Here is a 15,695-nt window from a genome sequence, read left to right on the forward strand (position 1 = left end):
CGCAATGCTTTTATTTATTCGTATGTAGCGTAGGAAGCACTTTTTGACAAATCAATTTCATTTCGGATGACATCTTCAAGCGTTTCTCTTTTCCGGATCAACTGAGGAACCCCGTCCTTAATATAAACCTCCGCAGGTCTCAATCGTGAATTGTACTGGTTACTCATGCTGAAGCCATAAGCTCCGGCGTTGTAAATTCCCAGGACATCCCCAACTTTCGCTTCTGAGATCGGGCGATCATACCCAAAGGTATCTGTTTCACAAATGTAACCCACAACAGAATACAATTTTTTTTGTCCTTCCGGGTTGGAAATATTCTCAATGCGATGATACGCATTGTAGAACATGGGCCGGATCAGATGGTTTTGTCCGCTGTTCACTCCTAAAAAAACGGTTGATGTGGTTTGCTTTACCACGTTAACGGAAACCAGTAATACTCCACTCTCACTTACCAGGAATTTTCCGGGTTCGAACCACAATTCCAGTTCCCGGCCATATTCCTTGCAGAAATGTTGAAAGGACTCCCCTATTTTAGTCCCGATTTCTTCAATTGGCGTTACAAAGTCACCTTCCTGGTAAGCTACTTTGAATCCCGATCCGAAGTCCATAAACTGCAATTCCGGAAAATACCCCGCCGCATGGTATAATAAATCAGCGCCCTGCAAAAAGACATCTGCATCTACAATATCACTTCCCGTATGCATGTGCAAACCAATAATATGCAGTTTATAATGTTCAACGATCCGTTGAATGTGTCTTAGCTGGTGAATCGAAATCCCAAATTTGGAATCAATGTGTCCAACAGAAATATTTGCGTGACCACCTGCCAATATGTGCGGATTGATTCGGATACACACCGGAACACTTGCTCCGTAAACCATCCCGAAATGTTCCAGCACACTCAGGTTGTCAATATTGATCATCACACCTAAAGCTACGGCTTCTTCTATTTCGGAGAATGCAACACCATTGGGTGTATACATAATTTCATTTGCCTCAAACCCTGCTCTCAATCCTAACAAAACTTCTTCTATTGAAACAGCATCCAGTCCGGCACCCTGTTCCTTCAATGTTTTCAGCACATTGATATTGCTCAATGCCTTCATTGCATAATGCAGTTTTACTTCTTGCGGACCAAAGGCCTTTTTCAAACGATTATACTGTGAAATAATTTTTGTTTCATCATACACGTAAACCGGCGTTCCAAATTCACCGGCCACAGATTCCAAGAGTCTTGAGTTCATTTTATTATTACTTTTCAGAGGTCAAAAGTAGAAACAAATATTTATTTCACAAAATTTTTGTTTTAACACAATTTGTTTGAAATAAAACATTTTGCTTTTGAACGGATGAGCTATCCATGTGTATTACCCTAAAACCAATTCTATGAAAAAACACTTTTTAAACTTGTTACTGGTTCTTTTTCCACTTGCTATTTTTGCGCAAAGCATACAGGAGCAGGTGCTTAAAACCGATATTAAGAAAGTCAAATTATTTCTTACTGCCGGTGAGATGACACATGAAACCCAGGTGAAACTTATCAAAGGGAGAAACAAAATTATCTTTTCGGGAATTTCGGCATTTGCTGATCCAAGAACCATCCAATTTACCGGTTCCGGCTCGTTTCGTCTGGTTTCTATTTCAACAGAAATGGATTTTTTGGCAGCGGAACAATGGAATCCCAGAATCAGAGTCCTGGCAGATTCTCTTGAAGATTTAAAGGACAGGCATCAGATGAACGTGGATTTATTAAGTTCATACCAGGCTGAACTGGGGATATTGAATACCAATAAGGACTTAAAAGGTAAAAACACCTTAACGATCGATCAAATCAAGGCTGCTGGGGAATATTACCGTACACGTACTTTTGAGATCAATAAAACCATTACCAAAGTAAGGAAGGAACAAGAGGTACTATCTTCTAAAATAAACGATACCCGTTTTCAATTAACCGAATTGAACTATCTAGAAAATCAACGCAGTAACCAGGTAATCGTGCTGATTGATGTGGACAACAGCACCGATATTTCCGGCACATTGAAGTACCTGGTTTCCGATTGTGGTTGGGCAGCCACTTACGACCTTTCCGCCACAGATTTAAATCAGCCGATTAACCTGAAATACAAGGCCCAGGTTTACAACAATACCGGAAACGACTGGAAAAACGTACACTTAACTTTAAGTACTTCTGATCCGCTTTTGAGTGCTGCCTCACCGGTTCTGAATCCCTTTTATATCCGCTATGGTGAACAAGTTGAATACAGCAAAAAATCCTATGTTCAACCCATGCAACAAAAAACAGAATACCGTACCGAGATCATGAATGAGATTAACATGGCAAATCAGCGCGCCTATGACAATTATGTGTTAGATCAAAAGGTCAGTGAAAATGCGGACTATTTTTCTTCGAGCAGATCAGGTTCCAAAAATGAAGGAAAAAAGGTAAGTACCGTTGCGATGAAACAAATCGAGATTTCCGATTTGAATGCAGAATTCGTTATCGCACATCCGTTCTCCTGCCCCACAGATGCAAAACCTTATATCGTAGAGATTAAAGAGATCAACATGCCTGCAACGTTTACACATGTCTCCGTTCCGAAATTGGATCAGGGATCTTTCTTACTGGCAAATATTGTCGGATGGCAGGATCTGGATCTGATTCCCGGTCCTACGAACGTTTATTTTGCAGGAAACTACGTAGGAGTCAGCGAAATCAACACCAATAACGTTGATGATACTTTGAGCTTATCTTTTGGACGCGATTCCAAAATACAGGTATTGCGCAAACTTAAATCAGAAATGAGCACGAAGAAAATATCCGGAAGTACGAAAAAAGACACGTATTTCTACGATATCCAGGTCCGCAATAACAGAACCGTACCTGTAAAAATCAACGTATTCGATCAGATTCCGCTTTCCAGTTCCGGTGAAATTACGGTTACGGTAGAAACTATCGGCACCGGCAAAAAGAATGATCTTACCGGAGAAGTTACCTATATGATTATCCTTCAGCCGGGAGAAACAGCCAATCTGGAAATCGGTTATTCGGTCAAATACCCGAAAAACGCAAAAGTCACAACGAAGACTTTCCGGACCATTAGCTGTCCAAGCTTCTAAAGAAAAAGCTCTCGGTTTCGGCTGAGAGTTTTTTTTACCCCTAGACGAATTAATGAATCAAAGCTAAATTTTTAGTAAATAATTTGTTAAAAAATTAGGAATTCACTATATCGTTTTAGTATGTTTGCGCTAAACTATTGATTATGAAGCAAACTATCCTACTACTGATTTTTAGTGGATTGTCATTTATCCGTGCATTTGCATGTACCGGTGGAACTGCATCCGGTTCATTGACACCAACAGCAGCTTATCAGACTTTTGCGACACAAAACGGCCGATACTATACCGTAAATGTGGTCCAATGCAACCAATACGAATTTACTTTCTGTACCGGAGGAGGCGCTTCTGGAATAGACACACAACTCACACTGCTGGATGCCACGGGCGCAACTCAAATTGTTTATGCAGATGATATTTGCGGAACAAATGCATCCATCAACTGGACTGCTACCTTTACGGGAACAATCCGGATCCTGGTGTCTAAATACAACTGTGTACACGACTTAACTTCCAATGTAACTTTGGCTTACAAAATGGTAGCAAATACAGGAAACTATTGTTTGAACGGAAATGCAAGTTATCAGACCATCGGTGGACAAAGTTGTATTGAGTTAACCCCGGAAACATCCAATCAAACAGGATGTGCATGGAACAACACGGTGATTGACTTCAATCAACCTTTTAATCTTTCCCTGAATTATTACTTCGGGAATAATATCAATGGGGCGGATGGAACAACTTTCACCTTTCAGCCGAACCCAACAGCTTGCGGAACTGCAGGAGGACAATTGGGAGCCGGAAATATTCCCAATTCCCTGGTCGTGGAATTTGATACATACGACAACGACAATCCCGCGCACGTTTACGATATGCTGGCAGATCACATTGCCGTTGAGATTGACGGAAACCTGCAAGGTCCGGGAGCCCCGTATTGTGGACCAGTGCCAGCTTTTGCATCATTGGCAAACCTGGATGACGGTGCTGTTCATACCATTATGATTTCCTGGGACCCTGTTACTTTGAACCTTCAAATTTATGTGGACGGGAATTTGCGTTTAACCTGTAACGGGAATTTTGTGACTTCCGTGTTCGGAGGAGACAATACGGTATATTGGGGTGCTACAGCCGCAACAGGAGGTTTGAACAACCAACAATACTTCTGTCCTTCAACGGTAGTTCTTCCGGTAGAACTCAGTGCTTTTAAGACCAGTTGTGATAATGGGTACAACCGTATTTTCTGGAGAGCTGAAACGGAGAGCCGCCTGGATCATTATGTCATGGACTATACGTTCGACGGACAATTATTTTATCCGCTTGCAACGTTTCAGGCCAGCGGAAGTTCAGACGTTCCTTTGGAATATACTTATATAGACGAGCGCAAATGGGAAAAACAGATTTATTACCGTCTGACTTCTGTGGATATCGACGGAAAATTGGAATACAGTGACTTGATATCTGCTTTCAACTGTTCCGTTGATTCCAAAAAACTGATCACAAGTCTTTCCTCTGAAGAAGGAATTGTATCCATTCATTTCGCAGATAAATCCGTTTACTACCAGATTTTTGATTTAAACGGAAAAGCGATTACAGAAGTTTTAACGAACGAATCTAAGGCTGAAAACCAATTAATCACCTCTGTATCACAAGGGATTTACATCCTGAAATCTTGGAATAAACAGGAGACTATTTTTGAAAATCAACGTTTTTTTATCGATAAATAGAATTCGTTCATACTGTTATTCGCCGGCGTTCACCCCTTTTTTTTTTAACACTTGCCGAATAATTTAAATGAACTAGTAAATTAATTTGGAAGTAGTTAAGCCCTTAGATATATTTGTTAAAGAAGAAATTCTAACACATCTCTTACCGATATGAAGCCGCAGAGTTTGTCTGCGGTTTTTTTGTGTCCATAGAAAGTTTAAAAAAGTTTAACCGATAAAAAAGGCTCAAACAACTTTTGAACCTATCGAACTTCTTTAAACATTTAAACATGTTTAGTGTGACCCCCGTTCAATAAACGAACATTCCATCATCAAATGCTTCCGGTTTTCGGTAGATTCTTTCAATCGATCCATCAACCTTTCGACCGTCTCTTTCCCTATCCCGTTCACAGGTTGACTCAAAGCAGTAACCGGAGGAGCAAAGTAAGAGAAAGCTTCAGAGTCATCAAACGAAATAATACGCACTTTTTTCGGAATCTCTACTTTCAAAATATTCAGTGCATTGATTGCATGCAGAGCCACCTTATTGTTTAAAGCAACAAACGAATCCACTCCATCGTCGATCATTTGCTTGATTTTTTCTACACTTTCTTTTTGATTTTCACTCAAAGAAGCCAGCTCATACGGAATCGATTGTTTTTCACATGCCGATTTTGTTCCATCTATACGCAATTGGATGGTCATTACATCGGATCTTTTCGGATGCAGGATTCCGACTTTTTTAGGTTTTACCGAGAATTTTTTAACCAGCATTGCAGATTCCATGTAATTATCAACCCCTACAAAATCTGCAAATTCATCTCCGATCCGGTCAACCCAAACAACCGGAATCGGTGTTTCGTCCAAAACAGGTTTCAATGCGGGAATTCCATTGCAAGGAGCAATGATCAGGGCATCCACCGAACGCAAAATCAAATCGCGGATCAGTTTCAGTTCCATGGTGCTGTCGTCGTTTGTGGAAACTATAAACAAGCTATATCCTTTTTCGTATAAAGACTCCTGAATCGCTTTACTTAACTCCGAATAGAAGGGATTGGAAATATCGGCCAAGACCAAACCGATAGTTTGTGTTTTCCCTTCTCTCAATCCTTTAGCAAAATAGTTCGGAACATAGTTCAGTTCTTTTGCCTTATCCAAGATTAGCTTCTGCGTTGTCTCACTGATGTTGAATTGTTTTCCTTTGCCATTCAATACGAATGAGACAGTAGATTTTGAAACATTTAAACTTTCGGCAATATCCGCAAGTGATGTTCTTTTTGATTTCATTCCTAAAACGTTAGTTTCTTTGGTCTTTTCCCCACGACATTTTGTTGCGAATCGTATCCAAGAAATTAGTGTCCTCTAATTTAATTACATTAATCATATATTCGGCCTTTCTGATCAAAACTTCTTCGTTCTGTTTGATACTTTTAGCGTTACCGTCCAATGAAATCAAGTAATTGCGTTCCCGTCCCTCTATTCTTAATTTAATCGGCATGTTGTCGGGAACTACCACCGGCCGAACATTCAGGTTGTGCGGTGCAATTGGAGTAATAATATGGACTTGGCACCCCGGTGTAACGATGGGTCCGCCACAACTTAAATTATAGGCTGTGGAACCGGTCGGTGTAGCCACAATTAAACCGTCGGCCCAATAAGAATTCAAGTATTTGTCTTCCAGAAAAGTATCCACCGTTATCATCGATGAAGTATCTTTTTTTAAGAGCGTTACTTCATTCATTGCCACGTTATCCGAACCGTAAATTCCTCTTTCCGTATCTACCCGTAGCAAAGACCTTTTTTGAAAATCATATCTTTTTTGACGGACCAATTCCAAAGCGTCCTCAAAAAATTCGTCGCCGATATTGGCAAGGAATCCAAGTCTTCCGGTATTAATTCCAAGAATGGGAACGCCTGAATCGCGGATGTACGCAACAGTTCTCAAAAAAGTTCCATCTCCCCCAATACTAAAGGCCAGATCAATTCCCTGGTGAAAATCTTCGTGACTTGAAAACACTTCTGTTTCTTTAAAAATCCCGGTCTTTTTAACCAACTGATGCTTTAATTCTTTTTCAAGGATAAGCTTCCAGCCAAAGCGTTCGGTTACAGCTGCGAAACGCATAAAAATCGGAATCGTAGCTTTATTGACTTTCTTACTATAAACTGCAACCAGCATCTTAAATGTTTAAATAATTCATCAACGCATCGTACCTGAATTGCATATCATCCTGATCTGTTGAACGCTGAAAACTTGCTTTCACGATCATATCATGCCGTTCAAAAGAGCGAATGATACGGGATAAATCCACTTCCGATATCTTCAGTGTAACTTCTATCCTGGTAGTATCCCCTGAAGACATAATGAATGAAGAAAGGATTTTCGCATTTTCACTTTCTACAATTTGAGCGATCTGTGCGAGAGAATAATCAACCCGGTTCATTTCCAGGATAACTATTCCACCGACCTCTTTAATACTGGCAGTATTCGCGATCAGGGTCATCAATTGATGAACGCTGGTGCATCCCAGGTATTGCTCATTGACATCCAGGACCGGTAAAACGGAAATGCGGTGTTCCGCCATTTTGCCCAATACCTCATATATGTGAGCATTTTCAGAAACGTAAGGTCTCGGAAGGTGATCGAACAGCACATCCAGGGACAATTCCAGGTCTTTTTTATCTAAAATATCGTTTTCGGAAATCAGCCCTACAAAATTGCCATTTTTCAATACTGGAAGATGCGAAACTTTGAACTCTTCCATCCAAATCAATGCCTTCTCCCCTGAATCTGTATGAATTAACGGGGGAATCTCGTCTGTAATTACTTCTTTTGCTGTCATGTTATGCGCCAAAGTAGTAAAAAGGTAGCTATGAGCGAAACCTTTGCGGAAATTTAATCTGTATAAACCATCCTTTCAAACCTTTTACCCAGACATCACGGTTCTATGCGATTGCCGTATTTTTTTCTCAGATGCTTGGTTTTAAGGTCTTCTTCTTTCCAACGAATATGCTGTCCGAAAGTTCCCCTTAATCGCTGCCATTTGGACTGTCTGTTAACTATTGAAACAAAATTGGCACGCTTGGCAGAACTGGGATCGATGGTAGGTTCACTTAAATCCTGCTTCATCAACGTATCTTTAATAATGGGCAAAAGGTCCACCGGGAAGTCAAACTTCTTAATAAATTTTCGCATCCCGTTTAATTGAAAGGGATCCGTAGCCAAAGCAATCTTATGAAATCCCTGTTTTTTGGCAACCCGATAAGAATAATAAATATTTTCTGTTGTATGTTCGGCTCGTGGATCAGTAAAGATGTGTTGTTTCGGAATCCCCAGAGCTTCCCCGTAAAGCGCCATAACCTTCGCTTCTTCGTATTCCGTATACACTGCAGACCCGGAAAAAATAATGTTTTTGGTATATCCTTTCCGATACAGGTAAACTCCCCAATGCACCCGATTTCTCATCGTTTCGCTCCAATGCTTTCCATCGTACGGAACTCCCGGAACAATGATCGCATCATAAGGAGCCTTTTTCAAATACTTTTGATTGGTCTTTTCCGCTGACGGGGAAAAAAGAAAACAGCCGCTTAGCAGCATGGTCAGCGACAAATAAGTGATTATTGAAACTGCTTTCATAGGTCAATGATACGGTTTTTAGTGAAAAAATTTTCACAGAAAACGTTAAATCGGAAAACGAAACTTTCCATAACTTTAACATCCCTAAGAGTTAAATCCTATTTATCTTTGCCCATTCACAAAGGCAAAGAGCGTCGCCCCAAGCGTCGCCGTTCAAAGAAAGGAAAAGTTATGACAAAATTAAGCGTAAACATCAACAAAATTGCTACGATCCGTAATGCACGAGGTGGAAACACCCCAAATGTAGTCCAGGTAGCGATTGACTGTGAGCGCTTTGGAGCTGCAGGAATTACAGTACATCCCAGACCCGATGAAAGACACATCACGGGAAAAGATGTCGTGGATCTATCGAAAGTGGTAACCACCGAATTCAATATTGAAGGTTATCCGGATCAGCGGTTCATGGAAATGATCGAATCCATTCGTCCTGCACAGGCCACCCTGGTACCTGATCCACCGCATGTATTAACGAGCAATGCAGGCTGGGATACCAAAGAGCATTTGGAAGTCCTCCAGGATATTATTCGACGCATCAAATCCTGGGGAGTACGTACGTCTATTTTTGTCGACACTGACTTACAGAACATTGAGTATGCCATTAAAACAGGAACCGACCGTATTGAATTGTATACCGGTCCTTATGCAGAAGTTTTTCCTGAAAATCCGGAACAGGCAGTTGAACCGTTTGTTATTGCTGCGAACCGAGCTTTGGAATTGGGTCTGGAACTGAACGCCGGACACGATTTAAACCAGGAAAATCTGCGTTTTTTCAAACAGCATATTCCACAATTAGCCGAAGTATCCATTGGTCATGCATTGATTTCAGATTCAATCTATTTGGGATTGGAGAATGCAATTCAGCGATACAACTACTTGCTGAGAGATTAATCTAACAGCAACAATCAAGGAAGTGTGAAAAATAATTACCCGGGTAAGTGGTGGATAATCTTGCACTTATCCCCAAAGAGGAAAAAGGAAACTAAAATCGATCTTCCAGTATCTTCTGAATGTAGCCCATAATCTGCTTTTTTTGCTTCCTGGAACCCTCGTCGTTCATTTCGTTGTGGGTAATCTTTTTCAATTGAAAAATCCGAATGCCATAACGTTCACAATCTTCCTTCGAAGGAATCACCAGCGTGTCTGCTACTTTATCCGTCGACCTTAAACTTGAAAATTGTGGCTTTGAGACAACTGGTAACGGCATCCTCAAATGGTCCAGTGTAATGACTTTGCGAATTAGTTCCGGATGGTCTCTTGCGGCCAAAACGCTCATATCTCCCCCATTCGAATGACCAATTAGGTCTATTGAACTAATTTTTAGATTCGGATGTTTCTTCTTAAAATCCTGCAATACAAACAACATGTTTTCTTCTCCTCTGATCCAAAACGGCATGCGAACAATCTGCATGATCCCTTCCTTTGGAATTAACGGATCACCCAATAATTCATGCTGGATACTCAGTGTCCAAAAACCTGCCTTGGCAAGTCTTTTTGTCAAATAAGAATAATTCAAATAATTACGTGAATAATTAGAGCCGTATCCGTGGCTGAAAATCACCAGGCGAATAGAATCTTTTAAGGGCTGTTTCGACTCCAGGAAATACAGTGCGTAAGGAACCACGCGATTCCGCACACTATCCAGCACTTCATATTTTTCTATCCCGATTTTAGTTGAAACGACCTCATATTCGGATGACATGGAAGCAAAAGCAACTATAACAAGAGCAAAAATTCCTGCCAGTACAAAATAAAACCGATTCTTCTTCCGCTTCATGGCTTACTTTGAAACAAGTGAAAAATTCACTCCGTCAACAATAACGGTATGTACTTTTTCTTCGGAATCCGTAATGGTATAACTGACTTTTTTGCCTCCTGTATTCGGAACTTCTTTCATTTCAGACCAAAAATTACTCAGGCAACTTTCCACATCTTCCATGTGGTAATCCAATAAATTTCCTTTTGGATCAAAATTCAGGAGCAGATAGCCGATTTCCATTCCGGCTCCGCACATTCCATTCGGATTAGCGGTAGAATTCATCTCGTATTTCAGCAATACTTTAGAACCAACAGCATCAGTCCTGGACGCGAATATAGAATAACCGTAAGCATAAGGGCCGAATTGACTCAGGGCAATGTGTTTTTTTTCATTCTTCGGCAAGGGAAGTACCAAAAACTCCTCGCGCTTGTCCAGATCAATATTGCTTGTATTCAAACGGACACCCAGCGTTTTCTTATCGTTTTTCCAGGTTCCCGAATAACTGTATTCAGAATAAGCCAGTTCAAACTTTTCAGTATACCCGGAACGATTGATCAGTTCATCCGTTGTTTCCCATGGATTGGCAGCCGTCGAAGTCATGTGCTTGATGCTGTCGATACGCAATGGATCAGCAAATGAATACAGGGTAATTCCATCACCATAGTAAATTCCAACCAATGGAATTTTCTTTTGGACATGGTCGTAATAATACCAACCTGAAACAGAGAAACTCAACCAGTTTTCAGGAGAATATTCTTCGAATTTCAAATAAGCCGTAATGGAATACTTATCATCGATCTGACCATGTAAGACCTGATCTGAAATCGTAAATTCCTCCATATAAATCCCGGTTTGCTGTGCTTTTATGGAAAAGAATAGCGAGATCCATATAAAACTTGTGATGAGTTTTTTCATTTGATGCGCGTATTTTGAGTAGTGATAATTTGTTCGTGAAGAATACCCACGGAATCTGTATTTTGAATAGAAACAGCCGATTTTTCAGCGATTAAGCAGGTTGGCGTGGATCTGTTTTTTTGTGTCGTCGTAAAGCTGGACCTGGCAATATTGATCGGTAGAATCGGTTTTTCGTCCTGGGAAAAACTCATTGAGCTTCCCCAAACAGCAAAAAAACACAAAATAGCAGATGACTTACTCATTTAACCAGGCTTCAAGATCGAAATTAATATAAATCCGCAATATCCGAACCGGAAGTACAGGCCAAAAAAAATCCGGCATTGATAGTCTGCCGGATTTCCCATTGGTGTTAGTTAATTTAAATCACTCCATGAACGGTAGCTTCGTCTTCTCCTTCGAGGTTTATTTTCTTTCTTGTCAATTTCACTTGCAACCTGTCTACTACATAGTACATAATTGGTACTACAATAATAGTCAAGAACATTGAACTTGTCAACCCTCCGATCAAAATCCACGCCAATCCGTTTTTCCATTCTGCTCCTGAACCTGTTGCTGTTGCAATTGGAATCATCCCGATGACCATGGCGATCGTCGTCATCAATATCGGTCTCATTCGTTCGCGAACTGCTTCCAGCAGTGCACTATAAGTAGAACGGCCTTCCGACTTCAGGTGATTGGTAAAGTCGACGATCAGGATCGCATTCTTGGCCACGAGTCCGAGGAGCATCAACATACCGAGCATGGTAAAGATCCCCATGTTGGACTGTGTGAGGTTCAGCGCCAGGATTGCACCGATCAGTGAAACCAGGATCGAAAACAATACAACGAACGGATAAACAAAATTGTCATAAAGCGCAACCATGATCAGGTATACCAGGATCAACCCGATTCCCATTGCCATACCCAATGCTCCCATCGATTCTTTCTGACGCTTTACTTCACCACCCCAAAGGAAACGCACATTTTTGTCGAGCGGTTCTTTTTTCAGGTAAGCCGTAATGGAATCAGCAACCGTTCCGGCAGCAGTCCCGAGAACATAGGATCTCAAAGTGGTATTCGAAATGCGGTTTTTACGTTCCAATTGACCGTATCCGTTTTCAATGGAAACGTCTGCAAATTCACTTAAACGTACTTGTTTTCCATCATTGGTCATAAAAGTCATTTCATTGATGTTGTCCACATTGCTTCTGTCGTATTTATCCAGCATGATACGGATATCGTATTCTTCGCCTTTGACATCAAAACGGGCATCATCATTACCGGTCAAACCGTTTTGCAATTGCATTCCAACACTTGCAATCGGCAAGCCCAGCTGTCCCATTTTCTCTCGATCCAGTTCAATACGCACTTCCGGAGAGAACTCATCGGTAGAAATACTTGGGTCTTTCGCTCCGGGGATACTCAAAATCTTTGTTTTCAATCTGCGCGCTTCTTTCATTAGCAGATCCGGATCATCCGAAGAAAGGAAAATTTCAATCGGTGCTTCTTCCGAATCCACCATTCCCATATTCAGCGCTTTCACCTCAACACCCGGGTACTTGTTCTGAATTTTCTTCCGTATTTCATTCATGTAATTGATCGTCGGATATTTTTTCTGCATATCCTTTTTCATTTTTACAGTGATCTCGGACCTGTTTTCCTGTCCGAATGAAGCCGCACCCATTCCGGAGGAAGGTCCACCCACGTTCGCAAAAACAATATCCACCACATCCTTTTGTGCCAGGATCATCTGCTCAATTTCAAGCGTTGTCGCATTATTCTCTTCAAACGTCGTACTCTTATCGTATTTCAATTTGATCATGAATTTTCCCTGATCACCTTGAGCAACGAATTCCTGTCCGACAATTCCAAGTCCCATGGACGCCATACTGGCGAAGAAAATAACCAGTACACCAAGTCCCATAATAATTTTGTGTTTCAGGGACCAGGCAACCAATTTCACATACCCTTCCGTGAATGACTTGATCATGCTCTCAAACCAGATCAGGAAGAGCTGGAACGGATTCTTCGGATTCAGTTTCACTTCTTTCGCCAATCTTGAAGCCAGCCATGGAGTCAGCGTAAAACACACCAATAAGGACATCAACGTGGATACCACCACTACCACAGAGAACTGACGTAAAATGTCAGAAATTGTTCCTTCAATGAATACTACCGGTGAGAACACCACCACGTCCACCAGGGTAATTGCCAATGCAGTAAACCCGATTTCGTTCCGTCCGTCCAAAGCTGCTTTTCTTCTTCCTTTACCCATTTGCAAGTGGCGGTAAATGTTTTCCAGTACCACAATGGAGTCATCCACGAGAATACCGATTACCAAAGACATCGCCAGCAGGGTCATCAGGTTTAAGGTGTAACCCAACAGGTACATCGCAATAAATGTAGAAATCAAAGACGCCGGAATGGCAATCAATACGATCAAAGCGTTTCTAAAGCTGTGAAGGAAAAGCATCATTACTGCTGCCACTAATAATACAGCCAGTTCCAAATCATGCAATACCGCATCTACTGATTCAATGGTCGGAATCGATGTATCCGTTGCAACTGTAAATTTGATTCCTTCCTTTTTGTATTTCTCTTCTATTTCTTTGAATTTTTGCTTTGTCAGGTTTGCCATGTCAACTGCATTCGCATCACTTTGCTTCTTAATCCGAAGTCCGATACCATTCAAACCGTTCAAACGGCTGACAGTTACCACATCTTCCGATCCGTCAGTAACATCCGCAACATCTCCCAAACGAACGGAAGAGGTTCCGTCTGTATATATGATCAGGTTCTTTAAGTCATCCACTGTTTGGAATTTTCCTGCCAAACGCACGGTCATTTGTTCCGTTTCGTTTTTCAATTTACCTGTCGGGAACTCCACGTTCGCAGCGGCAACAATCTGGTTCACCTGTGCTAAAGACAAACCGTACATTTTCAGACGGTCTTTGTCTACATCCACGCGAAATGCACGTTTTTCCCCTCCGATCACCTGCACTTCAGCAACCCCTTTGGTTTGCTTAATTTGCGGAAGTAACTGCTTATCCATTAGCTCCATGAACTCGCGATCATCCATGTTTTTGGCAATCGCACTCACCTGGAGTACCGGTGATGCATTCGGTTCAATTTTAGCAATGGTAGGAGCTTTTGCTCCTTCCGGCAATTCATTCAGAATATTGTTGATTTTCCGTTGTGCATCTTCCAGGGCAACATCAATGTCTGCAGAAGGCTTGAATTCCAACATCACGATAGAAGCATTGTCCATCGAAAAAGTCGTTACTTCCGAAATATTCTCCAATCCGCTCAAAGCATCTTCCAGGGGTTTTGCAACCTGTGTTTCCACAGTTGCCGGAGAAGCTCCCGGGTAAAGTGTCGTTACCGTAAGGATTGGCGGAGAGAAATCCGGCAACAGCTCGTAACTTAGTTGATTATAACTTATCAGACCACCACCAATCAGAATTGTAAAAATTACAATAATGAAGGACGGTCTCTTAATGGATAGTTCCGTTAATGTCATGACCTTAGTTTATTTATTTGGTTTTGATCTTTGTCTTGTCCTGAAGGTTCACCTGTCCTTTTACTACGATGATGTCTCCTTTTTTGATTCCACTGATTACTTCGATGTAATCCCCGTCTGAAGTTCCTGCATTGAAGGTTGTCAAATAAGCTATGTTATTTCGAACAACATACACTTGTGGATTTTTGGATGATCCCACCAGGGCAACACGCGGCACAGATAGTCTCGTAACACTTTCATTGTTTTTCAAACGAACGGAACCGTACATTCCCGCCATTAATTCTCTTTTCGGATTTGGAACCGTAATTTGGACCTTAAAGTTGTGTGCCCGGTCTGCCACTACAGAAATATTGGTGATCTTTCCCGGAAAATCCCGGTCTCCGTAAATATCTGCTCTAACAGAAACAGCTTGTCCCAATTTGAATTTCAAAACATCTCTTTCCGGAACATTCACTGTTAGTTTCAAACTGGAAATATCGGTCAACTCAAACAAGGGAGTTCCCTGTCCGACAAACGATCCCAAATCGATCATTTTCCTGGTCACAACACCCGAATAAGGTGCCACGATTGAAGTGCTTTTAATCTGTTTCTGGATCTGCTTCTTTTGCAATTCACCGGAGCGAACACCCAATTTTGTCTTCTCTACCTGGACTCCTGAAACCGCGTTTTCCTTTTCAAGATTGGAATAACGTCTGTCATCGTTTTTTTGACCTTCCAGTCCCACCTCGGCATTTTGAAGCTGCAACTGCAACATTTCATCATCCACTTTTGCCAGTAATTGCCCTTGTTTTACCTGATCCCCTTCTTCGAATCTGATACTGACTAATTTCCCGTTTGCATCCGATCCGATCGTATTTTGGCGGGATGGCTCAAACGTTCCCAAAAAAGAAAGTGAACTTTCAAATGAATGGATCGTAGGGCTTGCTGTCTTTACCAACACCGCAGCATTTACGTCATTGATGAAAATCTTCGCCTTCACTTCTTTTTGGTTAGATTTTAATTTAAACACAATAAGTCCTACCAAAACTACTGCTACAACGACTATAGTGATAACTCTTTTCATTTCTATTTAAG

13 protein-coding genes are annotated in these 15,695 nt (G+C 41.3%); 3 read left to right on the forward strand and 10 right to left on the reverse strand.

Annotated features, from left to right (window positions below):
* Positions 1 to 14 precede the first annotated feature (14 nt).
* Positions 15 to 1,244 carry a diaminopimelate decarboxylase gene (gene lysA, locus FO442_RS12495; protein ID WP_144333538.1) on the reverse strand — a complete coding sequence of 410 codons (1,230 nt, stop codon included), beginning with the start codon at positions 1,242 to 1,244 and terminating at the stop codon, positions 15 to 17.
* A gap of 142 nt (positions 1,245 to 1,386) precedes the next feature.
* Here lysA and FO442_RS12500 point away from each other — a divergent pair, with 142 nt between their 5' ends.
* Both FO442_RS12500 and FO442_RS12505 read left to right on the forward strand, forming a co-directional pair.
* Positions 1,387 to 3,117 (forward strand): DUF4139 domain-containing protein, encoded by a 1,731-nt coding sequence (locus FO442_RS12500; RefSeq protein WP_144333539.1) that lies wholly within the window; start codon positions 1,387 to 1,389, stop codon positions 3,115 to 3,117.
* A gap of 143 nt (positions 3,118 to 3,260) precedes the next feature.
* Positions 3,261 to 4,838: a lectin-like domain-containing protein gene (locus FO442_RS12505; RefSeq protein WP_144333540.1), complete on the forward strand. Its 1,578-nt coding sequence runs from the start codon at positions 3,261 to 3,263 to the stop codon at positions 4,836 to 4,838.
* 273 nt (positions 4,839 to 5,111) lie between these two features.
* Here the strand turns inward: FO442_RS12505 and FO442_RS12510 are convergent, their stop codons facing one another.
* From FO442_RS12510 to FO442_RS12525, 4 genes are all read right to left on the reverse strand, one after another.
* Positions 5,112 to 6,104: a LacI family DNA-binding transcriptional regulator gene (locus FO442_RS12510; protein WP_144333541.1), complete on the reverse strand. Its 993-nt coding sequence runs from the start codon at positions 6,102 to 6,104 to the stop codon at positions 5,112 to 5,114.
* A gap of 10 nt (positions 6,105 to 6,114) precedes the next feature.
* Entirely contained in the window at positions 6,115 to 6,993 is an 879-nt protein-coding gene (locus tag FO442_RS12515; RefSeq protein ID WP_144333542.1) for an NAD kinase, read from the reverse strand.
* Between the two features lies 1 nt (position 6,994).
* Entirely contained in the window at positions 6,995 to 7,657 is a 663-nt protein-coding gene (locus tag FO442_RS12520) for a CBS domain-containing protein (RefSeq protein ID WP_144333543.1), read from the reverse strand.
* Between the two features lie 95 nt (positions 7,658 to 7,752).
* The gene (locus FO442_RS12525) at positions 7,753 to 8,451 is read right to left on the reverse strand and encodes a YdcF family protein (RefSeq protein WP_144333544.1); all 699 of its coding nucleotides are present in this window, start codon (positions 8,449 to 8,451) and stop codon (positions 7,753 to 7,755) included.
* A gap of 171 nt (positions 8,452 to 8,622) precedes the next feature.
* Here FO442_RS12525 and FO442_RS12530 point away from each other — a divergent pair, with 171 nt between their 5' ends.
* Entirely contained in the window at positions 8,623 to 9,339 is a 717-nt protein-coding gene (locus tag FO442_RS12530) for a pyridoxine 5'-phosphate synthase (RefSeq protein ID WP_144333545.1), read from the forward strand.
* A gap of 91 nt (positions 9,340 to 9,430) precedes the next feature.
* On the opposite strand, the gene FO442_RS12535 is transcribed toward FO442_RS12530, so the two are convergent.
* The 5 genes from FO442_RS12535 to FO442_RS12555 all read right to left on the reverse strand — a co-directional run bounded on the left by FO442_RS12535 (position 9,431) and on the right by FO442_RS12555 (position 15,684).
* Positions 9,431 to 10,225, reverse strand: coding sequence for an alpha/beta hydrolase (locus FO442_RS12535; protein ID WP_144333546.1), 795 nt, complete (start codon positions 10,223 to 10,225; stop codon positions 9,431 to 9,433).
* Between the two features lie 3 nt (positions 10,226 to 10,228).
* Positions 10,229 to 11,122, reverse strand: coding sequence for a hypothetical protein (locus FO442_RS12540; protein ID WP_144333547.1), 894 nt, complete (start codon positions 11,120 to 11,122; stop codon positions 10,229 to 10,231).
* Positions 11,119 to 11,364, reverse strand: a complete 246-nt coding sequence (locus FO442_RS12545) for a hypothetical protein (protein WP_144333548.1) — start codon at positions 11,362 to 11,364, stop codon at positions 11,119 to 11,121. The genes FO442_RS12540 and FO442_RS12545 overlap by 4 nt, the downstream gene beginning before the upstream one ends.
* A gap of 116 nt (positions 11,365 to 11,480) precedes the next feature.
* Positions 11,481 to 14,621, reverse strand: a complete 3,141-nt coding sequence (locus FO442_RS12550; protein ID WP_144333549.1) for an efflux RND transporter permease subunit — start codon at positions 14,619 to 14,621, stop codon at positions 11,481 to 11,483.
* Positions 14,622 to 14,634: 13 nt separating this feature from the next.
* Positions 14,635 to 15,684 (reverse strand): efflux RND transporter periplasmic adaptor subunit, encoded by a 1,050-nt coding sequence (locus tag FO442_RS12555; protein WP_144333550.1) that lies wholly within the window; start codon positions 15,682 to 15,684, stop codon positions 14,635 to 14,637.
* Positions 15,685 to 15,695 lie beyond the last annotated feature (11 nt).

The sequence above is a fragment of the Fluviicola chungangensis genome, from assembly GCF_007558725.1.
Taxonomy (GTDB): domain Bacteria; phylum Bacteroidota; class Bacteroidia; order Flavobacteriales_D; family Crocinitomicaceae; genus Fluviicola; species Fluviicola chungangensis.

Excerpts from the sequence above, each read along its gene's own strand:
- lysA (WP_144333538.1), bottom strand. The coding sequence starts at position 1,244 with ATGAACTCAAGACTCTTGGAATCTGTGGCCGGTGAATTTGGAACGCCG.
- FO442_RS12500 (WP_144333539.1), top strand. The coding sequence starts at position 1,387 with ATGAAAAAACACTTTTTAAACTTGTTACTGGTTCTTTTTCCACTTGCT.
- FO442_RS12505 (WP_144333540.1), top strand. The coding sequence starts at position 3,261 with ATGAAGCAAACTATCCTACTACTGATTTTTAGTGGATTGTCATTTATC.
- FO442_RS12510 (WP_144333541.1), bottom strand. The coding sequence starts at position 6,104 with ATGAAATCAAAAAGAACATCACTTGCGGATATTGCCGAAAGTTTAAAT.
- FO442_RS12515 (WP_144333542.1), bottom strand. The coding sequence starts at position 6,993 with ATGCTGGTTGCAGTTTATAGTAAGAAAGTCAATAAAGCTACGATTCCG.
- FO442_RS12520 (WP_144333543.1), bottom strand. The coding sequence starts at position 7,657 with ATGACAGCAAAAGAAGTAATTACAGACGAGATTCCCCCGTTAATTCAT.
- FO442_RS12525 (WP_144333544.1), bottom strand. The coding sequence starts at position 8,451 with ATGAAAGCAGTTTCAATAATCACTTATTTGTCGCTGACCATGCTGCTA.
- FO442_RS12530 (WP_144333545.1), top strand. The coding sequence starts at position 8,623 with ATGACAAAATTAAGCGTAAACATCAACAAAATTGCTACGATCCGTAAT.
- FO442_RS12535 (WP_144333546.1), bottom strand. The coding sequence starts at position 10,225 with ATGAAGCGGAAGAAGAATCGGTTTTATTTTGTACTGGCAGGAATTTTT.
- FO442_RS12540 (WP_144333547.1), bottom strand. The coding sequence starts at position 11,122 with ATGAAAAAACTCATCACAAGTTTTATATGGATCTCGCTATTCTTTTCC.
- FO442_RS12545 (WP_144333548.1), bottom strand. The coding sequence starts at position 11,364 with ATGAGTAAGTCATCTGCTATTTTGTGTTTTTTTGCTGTTTGGGGAAGC.
- FO442_RS12550 (WP_144333549.1), bottom strand. The coding sequence starts at position 14,621 with ATGACATTAACGGAACTATCCATTAAGAGACCGTCCTTCATTATTGTA.
- FO442_RS12555 (WP_144333550.1), bottom strand. The coding sequence starts at position 15,684 with ATGAAAAGAGTTATCACTATAGTCGTTGTAGCAGTAGTTTTGGTAGGA.